The sequence below is a fragment of the Paenibacillus plantarum genome, from assembly GCF_013141695.1.
GTDB classification, from domain to species: domain Bacteria; phylum Bacillota; class Bacilli; order Paenibacillales; family NBRC-103111; genus Paenibacillus_E; species Paenibacillus_E plantarum.
Genome location: NZ_WHNY01000075.1, coordinates 504,754 through 516,913, shown reverse-complemented (window position 1 = coordinate 516,913; position 12,160 = coordinate 504,754). Strand labels below are relative to the sequence as shown.

Here is a 12,160-nt window from a genome sequence, read left to right as displayed (position 1 = left end):
GAATGTGCACCTACCTTTAAGTCGTCTCGATTAGGGGTTATTACATCAAATATTGCGGGTCAACATCCACGCTTATTAGCAGCTTTTCTTTGGCTGAGCGTTCCTCAAACCAAGCTACTGTCTTCCCAACGATCTCTGCAGCTCTATCTTCCCCACGATATTTTACCACGCATTGGAATCGATATCTATCTTTGATTCGGGAAATAGGCGATGCAACAGGTCCTAACACGTCAAAATGAAAGGATGAATCCAGCGATACGGCTTCCGAAAACAAATCTACCTGCTGCCTCGTATAAGGGAGAGCGATCTCTTTTAACCGTGTAACAAAGGCTTCCGCCATACGCACCAAGAGCGGTACTTGTTCGTGTGAGAATGTAATTAAAATCAATCTTTGATAAGGCGGATAACCTAAATTAGCACGAATATCCATCTCATGGTTGGCAAACGCAATATAATCATGATGACTCGCATATTGCACGCTGTAATGGTCAGGTGTGTACGTTTGTACAAATACTTCCCCTTGCTTCTCATGCCGTCCCGCTCGGCCTGCCACTTGTGTTAAGAGTTGGAACGTCCGCTCCGCAGAGCGAAAATCAGGTATATTCAGCACGGTATCCGCCGCGATGACCCCAACTAAGGTAACATCAGGGAAATCCAACCCTTTGGCCACCATCTGCGTCCCCAGAAGAACATCCGCCTGTTTCTCGCGAAACATCGTCAACCATTTCTCATGCGAGCCCTTTTCAGTCGTGGTATCCACATCCATACGGATGACCCTAATGCCAGGAAATATCTTACTGAGCTCTTCCTCAACCCGCTGTGTCCCGGTGCCAAAATGACGAATATGCTCTGACTGACAGCTCGGACACTCCTTCACCTCACGCTCCGCATAACCACAATAATGACAGCGCAGCGCATGTGAGCTTTGGTGATACGTCAATGAAATATCGCAATGCGGACACTGTGAAACGAAACCGCAAGTCCGGCACATCACGAACGTCGCATACCCACGTCGATTCAGCAGCAATACTGTCTGTTCTTTCTTGTGTAACCGTTCTTCGATCGCTTTATACAAAGATCTGCTAAACATCGACCGATTGCCGGTTTTCAGCTCCTCACGCATATCCACAATCGTCACAGGCGGCATCGGTCTGCTCGCAACGCGCTCCTTCATCGTCAGCAATGTAAAAGGAGGTTTAGGTCGATCTCTCCTGCGTCTCGTTTTCTCCATACTCTCCAGGGATGGCGTAGCGGAACCCAGCACAACAACGGCATCTTGCTGCTTCGCCCTTTGAACAGCCACATCTCGCGTATGGTATTTCGGACTCTCTTCTTGTTTATACGAGGATTCATGCTCTTCATCTATAATGATCAAGCCAATGTTCGTAAAAGGGGCAAAAATCGCCGAACGTGCGCCGATTACGACCTTTACCTGCTTGCGTGTAATTTTACGCCACTCGTCATATCGCTCACCGTTGGACAATCGGCTATGCAGAACAGCAACAAGGTCGCCGAATCTCCCTTTAAAACGCTCCACCATCTGCGGCGTCAATGAAATTTCCGGCACAAGAACAATGGCTTCTTTATCCATATCCAAGCATTGCTGGATGGATTGTAGGTATACCTCTGTCTTGCCGCTTCCCGTAACGCCATGCAGCAGAAACACCTCATGTCGATCTTCAGCCACCGCATCGCGAATAGGGGCGAACACGCCGCTCTGCTCCTCCGTCAGCGTAAGCGGCTTCGTCCGTTCAAATGCACGGCCCATATACGGGTCGCGCATCACTTCCACCTCACGCAGCTCAATCCAGCCGCGATCCGCCAAGCTTTTGACCGTACTGGCTCCGACTTCAATGGTTTCCATCAGCTCCGTCAATCGAACAGCGTGCGGATGCAAGGTCAAATATCGCAGGACATCCTTCTGCTTGTTCGCTCTGGCCGGGAGCTCGGCAAGCGCCTCTTCCAAGCCACGACCACCCGCAGGTGGAAATACGGTTAGCGCCTTTTTGGTATTCATGCGGTCCTTCACTAGCTGCACTTCCGCCAGTCTACCCGACGACAACAACTCTTTGATCAAAGCGCCTTCCTTAGAAAAACGCTCCAACAATACGTCCATGGAAACCGATTCCTTACTCTTCACAAAGCTAATAATAGCTTCAATATCCGGCATATCGAGAAAGGTTTGATCCTCAGATTCATCCCCTACGATAATGACACGCTCATATTTCGCTTTCAATGCCGCAGGAAGCATCGCTTGTAGAGCCGTTACTTCATGACACATATACATACGACTGATCCAGCGTCCAAGACCGACAAGCTCACTCGTCAAAGGTGGGACCAAATCCAACACAGTTTGAATCGGCTTGATGCGTTTCGCATCTACTTGTGTTTCCTCTTGCAGTTCAACCACAAAGCCTTGCAGAACACGTGGTCCAAAAGGTACACCTACTCGGCTGCCGACTTCGACCCACTTACTCAAAGATGACGGCACTTCATAGTCGAACGCCCGATTGGTTTGCTTGGCTGGGACATCGACAATGACTTTGGCGTACATCAGGATTCCCCCGCCGCGACAGCCATTCGCTCTGCAGCGAGTTCAAGCAGTTTGCGCGCAACGTCCCATTTACTTTGGATAGGCAGCGCTTGTACAAGTCCATTCTGATCATAGAAGCGAACGACATTCGTATCCCCGCCAAAGCCAGCGCCCTCTTGTGACACATCGTTCCCCACGATGAGATCACAGTTTTTGCGCTTCAGCTTGTCCATCGCATGTTCATCCAACGCTTCCGTCTCCGCTGCAAACCCGATGACGAACTGTTCCTTCGTCTTCAACGTTCCGATCTCCTGCAAAATATCGGGATTCTTAATGAGCTCAAGCGTCAGCGAGTCCGCTTTCTTTTTGATTTTCTGCTCGGCAACCACAGCAGGACGATAGTCGGCCACAGCAGCCGCTTTAATGATGAGCTGGCTTTCTCCGAGCCTGCTTAACACCGCTTCGCGCATATCCAGCGCAGACTGCACAGGAACAAGCTGAACGCCTTCAGGTACGGATAGAGCCGATGGTCCTGACACCAACGTTACCTTCGCCCCCATCCGCACAGCTTCTTCCGCGATCGCATAACCCATTTTGCCCGACGAATCATTGGTCAAATAACGAACGGGATCCAGACGTTCTACCGTGCCTCCGGCCGTCACTAACACACGTTTACCTGCCAAGCGCCCAGGCTCCCTTTGAAAATGCCGCTCAACCGCGGCAAAAATTTCCTCCGGCTCAGCGAGACGCCCCTTGCCCACATAGCCGCAGGCCAGTTGCCCTTCGCCTGGTTCAATGAAACGAACGCCGCGACGAAGCAACGTCTCCATGTTGGTTTGTACTGCAGGATTCGCGTACATATGCACATTCATCGCAGGTGCCACCCAGATCGGGGCCATGGTTGCAAGCAGTGTGGTACTCAGCATATCATCGCCAAGCCCTAATGCCAGCTTGCCGATCATATTGGCCGTAGCTGGGGCAATCAGCACGAGATCCGCGCTGTCCGCCAAATTGATATGAGACACAACTGCGGGATCCTTCTCATCGAAGGTATCAACAAAAACATGATGCCGCGACAAGGTTTGAAACGTTAACGGAGCAACAAATTGTACTGCGGAGCGCGTCATAATCACCCGTACAACAGCTCCAGCTTGTGTTAATTTACTCGTTAACGCTGCAGCCTTATAAGCCGCAATGCCTCCACAGACACCGAGCACAATCGTTTTGCCTTGCAATACACCCATGGAAATCCCCTTTCGAAATACCAAATGGAATAAACGGCTACTCCTTCCTTCAAGGACGGGAGCGTTTATCTAAAAATAGAGCCGATTAATTATGTGAAACATAGAATGTCTATATTTTGAGAAAAAAATAACAACCACGAGGGTTGTTGGGGAAGGCAGTTTATTTCTTCGCGTATTTCTCGCTCTCGTTTGTGTTAATTTTCTCATAACCGATGTAATTGCCGTATAATTCTTCTAAGGCAACACCAACATGTTTATGCGCTTTCTGGCCTTTCAAATCCGATTTCGCACCATCACGAAGGGATCTCGCTCTTTTGGAAGCTGCAACAACCAGGGAGTACTTGCTGTCTACGATATCGAGCAGTTTATCAATTGAAGGGTATAGCATTCAATTCACCTCATCCATCCATTGTACGATTTTTGGAAACATACGATCTTTTTTGCAATGCTCAGCGGCTAGTATCGCTTGTATTTTCGCGCATGCGGTATCTACATGATCATTTACGATCGCATAATCATAGTGTTCCATCAAACGAATTTCATCGATGGCCACTGACATGCGACTGCGGATGACCTCATCCGTTTCCGTGCCACGTGTAACAATACGATTCTCAAGCTCATCTAGAGATGGCGGCAACAAGAAAATAAATACACCTTCGTCAAATTTCTGCTTGACCTGCAGTGCACCTTGCACCTCGATTTCCAAGATCACATCGTGGCCTGAACGTAGCGTATCCTCTACGAAACGTCTTGGTGTGCCATAGAAGTTGCCCACATATTCGGCCCATTCCAGCACTTCATCGGTTTCAATCAACTGCTGAAATTGCTCGCGGGTTTTGAAAAAATAATTCACACCGTCTACTTCGCCTTGTCTAGGAGAACGCGTTGTCGCTGATACCGAGTAGACAATATCAGGGGCAACCTTGCGCAGCGCCGCACAAACCGTTCCTTTGCCAACTCCAGACGGTCCGGATAAAACAATCAGAATACCTCTCTCACGCTCAAGAGTGTTCGTATTACTCGTCATGATCATCGTCCTTATTCGAAAGTCTATGCGCTACCGTCTCTGGTTGTACTGCCGACAAAATCACATGATCGCTGTCCGTGATAATAACGGCACGGGTTCTTCTACCATATGTAGCGTCAATCAGCATGTGACGATCACGCGCTTCTTGAATGATTCTCTTGATCGGAGCGGATTCTGGACTCACGATCGAGATAATGCGGTTCGCCGATACGATGTTGCCGAACCCGATATTGATTAATTTGATAGCCATCTAGGACTTCCTCCTCGCGAAGCACATGCAAGCTTCACTCGATATTCTGTATTTGTTCCCGCATTTTCTCAAGCTCTGCTTTCATCGCAATCACTCTAGCCGTAGGCTCCGAATGATTCGACTTCGATCCGATCGTGTTCACTTCCCGATTCATTTCTTGAATTAAGAAGTCCAGCTTCCGGCCAACAGGCTCTTTGTCTAAAAGCAATGCCTCACATTGCCCAAAATGACTCTTCAGACGCGTTAATTCCTCGTCTACATTAGAACGATCTGCGAAGAGAGCAATCTCAGTCGCTAGGCGCTGCTCATCCACAGGTATCCCATCGAGAACGAGGGACTGAATGCGAATCGTCATCTTCGTCGCATACTCCTGAACGACTTGAGGAGCAAGCGCTTCTAACTCGATATGAATTCGCTTCATCTCGGCTAGCCGTTCGCGGATATCCTGCTCTAAGAATTCACCTTCGCGGTGTCTCATCGCGGATAGCTGAGCGACAGCCTCCTGTAAGCAGGCGCATAGCTCCTGTTCAATCTCTTCATCAGGCTCTTGACGTACGTCTTTCATCTGAATCAGCTCAGGAAGTTTCAGTAAATCGTTGAGATCTACCTGACCCGTGATCCCATACCGCTGCTTCAACTGCTCTGCAGCTTCCAGATAAGCATCTGCCAAAGCATAGTTAACCGTTACGTTCTTCGGGGAAGCTGCTTCACGTTCAGCCGTGATGAAGACATCTACTCGTCCTCGCTTCACAGCATGCAATACCGTTTTCTTCAAAGCGTCTTCAAAAGCCGCCCATTCCTTAGGCAACCGAATCGACACTTCACTATACCTATGATTGACCGATTTCACATCGATAAACACGTTGTATCCCGCAAAAGAACGATTCGCTTGTCCGAACCCGGTCATACTGCAAATCATTCTAATCACATCCATTACCCTATTTTAATTCATTTTGAAAGTGGGTACAAGTGGAAATCATGCCTTTTCGACTTTTCCCACACATAGTTCGTCAGATCTACGCACATTTCGTACGCCAGAAATGGCGTCATCAGATAAATACCATTAAAGTATTGCATCGCGGTATCCAGCAATTCTTTGGCAATTTCCACACCCATGGCGCGACCTTCTGGACCTTTCAAGCCATCCATTCGTGCTCTAACTTCATCCGATAAACGAATACCTGGAACCTCATTGTGCAGGTATTCGGCATTGCCTCCACTAGCCAGCGGGGCAATCCCGATGAAAATAGGAATTTGCAAATGCTTGGTCGCTTCATAAATATCTTCAATGAGCTTCGCATCGTACACGGGCTGCGTCATGATATAATCTGCGCCTGCCTCGATCTTGCGCTCCAAGCGTTGAACGGCTTTATCTAAATGCTTCACATTCGGATTGAATGCCGCACCAACAACGAAATTAGCCTTCTGCTTCAAGGGTTTACCGGAGAAGGCGATGCCTTCGTTGAGCTGTTTGATCATCCGAATAATTTCGAATGAGGTAAGGTCATACACAGAGCTGGACCCCGGGAGATCGCCGAACTTGGCGGGATCGCCGGTCACGGCCAGCACGTGGTCTATCCCCAGCGCGTGCAAGCCCATGAGATGGGACTGCGTCCCAATCATGTTGCGGTCACGACACGCGATGTGGATGAGCGGACGCGCGCCCAAACGCTCTTGCACGAGGTAGCCGAGGGCCAGGTTGCTCATGCGCGTCACAGCAAGGGAATTGTCGGCCATCGTAATGGCGTCGACATGCGCCTCTTGCAGGGCTTTCGACCCCTGCATGAACTTCTCGATGTCGAGATCCTTCGGAGGATCCAGCTCGACAATGACGGTTTTGCGCTGCTTCACGATGTCCAGCAGCGAAGGTATGCCCGCCGGCGGCGCAGGCTTCGCCGGTGCCGGCTCAAGCACGATCGCAGCGGCTCCCGCAGGAGCAGTGCCTGGTGCAGCCGGCACGTAGCCCTGCAGCGCCTTCGCCACAGCGGCGATGTGCTCCGGCGTCGTGCCGCAGCAGCCGCCGATGATGCGCGCGCCAAGATCGGCGAAGCGCAGCGCGCTTTCGGCGAAGTACTTCGGCGTCGCCGCATACGTATAGTGCCCGTCTACGTAGTCGGGCAAACCTGCGTTCGGAAACGCCGAGAATGGAATGCCAGGAATCGGCGTGATCTTCTCCATCGAACGCAGAATCCCGTTCGGGCCGACTCGGCAGTTGAAGCCGATCACATCAGCGCCTTCATCACGTAGCCGCAGGAACGCTTCTTGCAGCGGAACACCGTCCTGCGTGCTGCCCGTGCCCTCATTGGCAAACTGGCAGATCACAGGAAGCCCACTCATACTGCGAATAATTCGTAAAGCAAGCTGCAGCTCTTCCAAATCGTAGAAGGTCTCGAGTAGCAGCCCGTCCACTGGTGAGTCAAGCAGAATACCAATCTGTTCCTGTAAAGATTGCTCGACCTCAGAGGTTCTCACATTCTTTCGCTTGCCTGCGCGAATGGATCCGATTGCTCCAACGACATAAGCATCGTCGCCAACAGCATTCCTAGCCAGCTCAACACCCGCACGGTTAATGGCTTCAACGTCGCCTTCCAGCCCGTACTTCGAAAGCTTCTCCCGATTCGCCGAAAACGTATTCGTTTCAATAAGACGCGCACCTGCCTCGAAATAACGGCGGTGCACGTCAGCGACCGTTTCTGGTCTAAGCAAATTCAATTCTTCATATGAAATGCCGACGGGAAATCCCATCTGATATAAGTATGTCCCCATAGCGCCGTCACCGGTCAAAATCTCCTGTTTCAGCGCTGCACGAAGATCCAATTTCATGCATCATTTCCCCTATCTATAGTTTGCCTGTAAACACTTCTTCTGCAGGCCCCGTCATATAGACGTGATTGTCTTCTTCCAGCCACTCGATGAACAAATCTCCACCTTTGAGTGAAACGGTCGCTTCACGATCAGATAAACCATTCAGCACGGAAGATACCAGCGTAGCACAAGCGCCCGTTCCGCAAGCAAGCGTTGGCCCAGCGCCACGTTCCCAAACACGCATATCCGTATAAGCGCGATCTCGAACGGTTGCAAATTCGACATTTATTTTACGCGGAAACATAGGATGTGCCTCAAGCTTAGGCCCCCATGTGGCCAGGTCAAAATTCACAGCATCCTCTACATAAATGACACAATGCGGATTCCCCATGGACACCGCCGTGAAACGAAACGATGTGCCATCTACCTCGATTGGATAATCGATTACTTCATCGGCATCAACTGTCGTTGGTACCTGAAGTCCTTGTAGAATGGGCTCTCCCATGTCCACACGAGCAGTCACAACTCGGCCATCTTGCACATGTACTTGAACCTTCTGTACACCAGCACCAATGGTTTCGATGGTAATTTCAGCAGCATCAATCAACTTATGGTCGTACACATATTTGGAAACACAGCGGATCGCGTTGCCGCATTGCTCGGCCTCAGATCCATCCGAGTTGATAATGCGCATTTGAAAATCAGCTTTCTCTGAAGGAAGAATAAAGACAACACCGTCAGCACCGATGCTAAAAAATCGATTACACAACTGAATGGCCAACTGGTCCGCCCCGGCAGGCAGCTCTTTCTCTCCGGCTACGACAATAAAATCATTGCCAAGACCGTGCATTTTCGTAAAATTCATGTCAAGCACCCCTATGTGCGGTTTAGCCATTATCATAGCGTAAAATCGTCAGTATGCATAGCCCTGCGCCCTCGCAGTACGTCATAGTCGCTAAATCGCCATAGTTGTAAACCTGACAGTGACTTTTGGATTTGGTGCAGTTGGTGGGAGTTTGCTATGGAGATCAGATAGGGTAAGTGAGTAAGCGTGTGTTGGTGGGATGAGTTGCGGTAGGTGAATAATATGATTTGGCAAGTTGCGTTAGGTGAATAGTGTGAGTTGGAGGTGCTGAATAAATTACTGGAAAACCTACATCTATTTCAAGTGAATATGATCTAAATTTGAGTTTAAATGGAAAATATGTAGTTAATCCCTTCCGTTCTATTCAAATCCAAAGAAACCCCCGAAAATAACTGGAGAAAATCCATTTATTCGGAGATTTAAGAGAAATTCCAGTAAATTAACTGTATAAAATCCATCTACTCGTAGGCAGAGCGGGAGTATGGCGGGGCGGGGCAGTGCTGTGTCGAGATGAAGCTGGGGCCCTAAACAGGAAAAAGCTGCCTCACGGCAGCTCTTCCCATCTTTCTATCTTTCCATCTCTCCATGTCCCTTATCGGAAACTTGGTTTAGATGATTTCGTATACACAGAGGCGCTTGAACCTCTCGAACCTCTGGAACCTTTGTTGCGTTTTGGCGACAACACGCTGCCTAGCCCCATAAAGAAAGTTGGAATGCCAGCTGCAATTAAAACGAGAATCCAATCTTTCCAGCCAAGCGGAACGGTTTTGAAGATCGGTTGTAGGGCTTCGATGTACATAACTCCGAGCATAAGAATGAGCGATGATAGCACAGCCAGAACGAGGTACTTATTTTGCAAAGGATTCCGGTGGAAAATGGAACGTGAACTGCGACAATCAAACACGTGGATGAGCTGCGCCATAACCAAGGTCGCAAACGCGACACTTTGCGCTTTCAACAAGGTCTCTGCGTCCGTTGGATTCACGCGTAAGATGAGCCAGAAGGCACCCAATGTGCATACCCCGATGAGGATACCACGGGAAATAATTTTCCAGCCTAAGCGTCTTGCAAAAATACTTTCCTTGGCCGAGCGCGGCTTATGCTGCATGAGATCTTTCTCTGCCTGATCCACACCTAGTGCCATCGCTGGCAGACCATCTGTCACTAAATTCACCCATAGAATTTGAATAGGCACAAGCGGAAGCGGAAGCCCCGCCATCATGGCGATGAACATCGTCATAATCTCGCCAACGTTAGAAGCGAGCAAATAGCGAATGAACTTGCGGATATTTTCATAGATGCTGCGCCCCTCTTCAATCGCTGCAACGATCGTCGAGAAATTATCATCGCTAAGAATTAAGGAGGATGCCTCTTTGGATACATCGGTTCCCGTAATCCCCATGGCAATACCAATATCAGCTGCCTTAATGGCTGGTGCATCGTTAACGCCATCACCCGTCATGGCAACTACGTGTCCATTGCGCTGCAACGATTTCACAATCCGCAGTTTATGCTCAGGGGACACCCTCGCATAGACGTAGGTATCATTGACTTTGGCATCGAGCTCATCATCGGAGAGCTGTCCGATTTGTTGACCGCTCATGCTGACACCATTGGCTGGAATCATCCCGAGCTGCTTCGCAATGGCTTCCGCCGTCGTTTGGTGATCCCCTGTGATCATAACCGTCTTGATGCCAGCTTTGCGGCATTTGGAGATCGCTTCACGCACTTCTTTGCGCGGAGGATCGATCATACCGGTTAACCCTACGAAGACTAAGCCATTCTCAACATCCTCATGATCATCATATCGATCACTCGCTTTAAGTTCCTTATAGGCAATACCCAACACCCGCAGCGCTGATTTAGCCATGCCTTCATTCGCTGAGATGACCTTTTGTTTCAATGTAGATGTAAAGGGAATGACTTTGCCATCCCACAAAATATAACTGCAATGCTGTAGCAGCACATCCGGCGCCCCTTTGGTGCAAGCCATGCGGCCATTCTCGGAGGACACGAGTACGGACATCCGTTTGCGATCCGAATCGAAAGGGAACTCGGCGATCCGTTTATATTTTTCACTCAGCGAAACTTGCGTAATCCCACTCTTGGCACTTAGAACAACTAAGGCTCCTTCTGTTGGATCCCCTTTAATGTTCCAAATCGAAGATGGTCCCCCAGCGCCCTCTTTCCCTTTCTTACGCTTCGTTTCTTGTTTTTCTTCAACTAACGTTGCGTTATTACAAAGGGCTGACACGTGGAGAAGCTTCGAAAGAGTTGGATGCTTGTGCGCGTCCGTATGTTGACCACTCTGCAGAATATGACCGACCGGCGCATAACCATCTCCTGTAACCTCAAGCACATCACCGCCGACCCACAAATGGGTCACTGTCATCTTATTCTGCGTGAGCGTCCCCGTTTTATCTGAACAAATAACGGAGGCACAACCTAACGTCTCCACCGAAGGCAACTTGCGGACGATCGCTTTCCGCTTAATCATTCGCTGAACGCCGAGCGCTAGTGCAATGGTTACAATCGCTGGAAGCCCCTCTGGGATAGCAGCAACAGCTAAGCTGACACCTGCCAAGAACATCGCATACGGTGGTTGTCCATGCATGATACCAGCTACAACAACAAGAATCGTTAACGCGATAGCGACGATAATTAAGATTTTACCTAGCTGCTCCAATCGGTGCTGAAGCGGTGTTTCCATGGATTCCGTATTTTGAATCAGGTCAGCGATTTTGCCCATTTCCGTGCCCATCCCGATTCGAACGACAACTGCTTTCGCCGTACCACGAGAAACCATCGTCCCCATGAAGCCCAAGTTGCGCTGATCACCAAGAGGCACTTCGTCATGTGGAATAGGGGCAATCGATTTACTGACGGCAATGGACTCCCCGGTTAAGGCTGACTCTTCGATATAGACGCCATTCGTCTCCAGAAACCGAACATCCGCTGGGACTCGATCTCCGCTCTCCAGGAACACAATATCACCTGGCACCAGATCACGCGCTGGAATTTGATGAATAGCTCCTTCTCTCCACACATTGGCATTCGGCGCAGATAGCTCTTTCAGTGCACGTAGTGAGCGTTCCGCTCGAAACTCCTGTGTAAAACCCAAAATCCCATTCATCACAATAATGACGACGATGGTGATCGCATCTAAATATTCACCTAGCAAGCCGGATATCAGAGTCGCCCCCAATAGCACCAGCACCATGAAATCTTTAAATTGATTCAACAGCAACGTGATTGGCGATACACGCTGCCCCTCTGAGAGCTCGTTTCGCCCTACCTCAGCCTGCCGTTTCCAAGCTTCCTCCCAGGGCAATCCTTGCTGCATATTCACCTGCTGTAACTGCAAGACATCCTCCGAGTTCAACTGGTACCACTTATTCTGACTCATCCGCCCTTCTCCCTCCCACATCCACTTGAT

9 protein-coding genes are annotated in these 12,160 nt (G+C 49.6%); all 9 read right to left on the bottom strand.

Annotation, left to right across the window (positions count from 1 at the left end; genetic code table 11):
- Nucleotides 1–40 precede the first annotated feature (40 nt).
- On the bottom strand, nt 41–2,554 hold the full coding sequence (gene priA / locus GC096_RS30355; protein WP_171635541.1) for a primosomal protein N': 2,514 nt from the start codon (nt 2,552–2,554) through the stop codon (nt 41–43).
- The gene (gene coaBC / locus GC096_RS30350) at nt 2,554–3,777 is read right to left on the bottom strand and encodes a bifunctional phosphopantothenoylcysteine decarboxylase/phosphopantothenate--cysteine ligase CoaBC (RefSeq protein ID WP_171635539.1); all 1,224 of its coding nucleotides are present in this window, start codon (nt 3,775–3,777) and stop codon (nt 2,554–2,556) included. Before coaBC ends, priA begins: the two co-directional genes overlap by 1 nt.
- A 160-nt stretch (nt 3,778–3,937) precedes the next feature.
- A complete protein-coding gene (gene rpoZ / locus GC096_RS30345) occupies nt 3,938–4,165 on the bottom strand; it encodes a DNA-directed RNA polymerase subunit omega (RefSeq protein ID WP_056612362.1) in 228 nt (75 codons plus the stop codon).
- Nucleotides 4,166–4,804 carry a guanylate kinase gene (gene gmk, locus GC096_RS30340; RefSeq protein ID WP_171635537.1) on the bottom strand — a complete coding sequence of 213 codons (639 nt, stop codon included), beginning with the start codon at nt 4,802–4,804 and terminating at the stop codon, nt 4,166–4,168.
- Entirely contained in the window at nt 4,794–5,054 is a 261-nt protein-coding gene (gene remA, locus GC096_RS30335; protein ID WP_009672664.1) for an extracellular matrix/biofilm regulator RemA, read from the bottom strand. Before remA ends, gmk begins: the two co-directional genes overlap by 11 nt.
- Nucleotides 5,055–5,088: 34 nt before the next feature.
- On the bottom strand, nt 5,089–5,973 hold the full coding sequence (locus GC096_RS30330) for a YicC/YloC family endoribonuclease (protein WP_171635535.1): 885 nt from the start codon (nt 5,971–5,973) through the stop codon (nt 5,089–5,091).
- A 29-nt stretch (nt 5,974–6,002) separates the two neighbouring features.
- Nucleotides 6,003–7,877: a bifunctional homocysteine S-methyltransferase/methylenetetrahydrofolate reductase gene (locus GC096_RS30325; protein ID WP_171635533.1), complete on the bottom strand. Its 1,875-nt coding sequence runs from the start codon at nt 7,875–7,877 to the stop codon at nt 6,003–6,005.
- A 16-nt stretch (nt 7,878–7,893) separates the two neighbouring features.
- Nucleotides 7,894–8,724 carry a diaminopimelate epimerase gene (gene dapF, locus GC096_RS30320; protein WP_171635531.1) on the bottom strand — a complete coding sequence of 277 codons (831 nt, stop codon included), beginning with the start codon at nt 8,722–8,724 and terminating at the stop codon, nt 7,894–7,896.
- A 592-nt stretch (nt 8,725–9,316) separates the two neighbouring features.
- Complete coding sequence (locus GC096_RS30315; RefSeq protein WP_171635529.1) at nt 9,317–12,130, bottom strand: calcium-translocating P-type ATPase, SERCA-type; 2,814 nt, start codon at nt 12,128–12,130, stop codon at nt 9,317–9,319.
- Between the last annotated feature and the right edge of the window lie 30 nt (nt 12,131–12,160).

What these genes read in the sequence shown, in the direction of transcription:
- priA (WP_171635541.1), bottom strand. Translation starts at nt 2,554, where the DNA reads ATGTACGCCAAAGTCATTGTCGATGTCCCAGCCAAGCAAACCAATCGG.
- coaBC (WP_171635539.1), bottom strand. Translation starts at nt 3,777, where the DNA reads ATGGGTGTATTGCAAGGCAAAACGATTGTGCTCGGTGTCTGTGGAGGC.
- rpoZ (WP_056612362.1), bottom strand. Translation starts at nt 4,165, where the DNA reads ATGCTATACCCTTCAATTGATAAACTGCTCGATATCGTAGACAGCAAG.
- gmk (WP_171635537.1), bottom strand. Translation starts at nt 4,804, where the DNA reads ATGACGAGTAATACGAACACTCTTGAGCGTGAGAGAGGTATTCTGATT.
- remA (WP_009672664.1), bottom strand. Translation starts at nt 5,054, where the DNA reads ATGGCTATCAAATTAATCAATATCGGGTTCGGCAACATCGTATCGGCG.
- GC096_RS30330 (WP_171635535.1), bottom strand. Translation starts at nt 5,973, where the DNA reads ATGATTTGCAGTATGACCGGGTTCGGACAAGCGAATCGTTCTTTTGCG.
- GC096_RS30325 (WP_171635533.1), bottom strand. Translation starts at nt 7,877, where the DNA reads ATGAAATTGGATCTTCGTGCAGCGCTGAAACAGGAGATTTTGACCGGT.
- dapF (WP_171635531.1), bottom strand. Translation starts at nt 8,724, where the DNA reads ATGAATTTTACGAAAATGCACGGTCTTGGCAATGATTTTATTGTCGTA.
- GC096_RS30315 (WP_171635529.1), bottom strand. Translation starts at nt 12,130, where the DNA reads ATGAGTCAGAATAAGTGGTACCAGTTGAACTCGGAGGATGTCTTGCAG.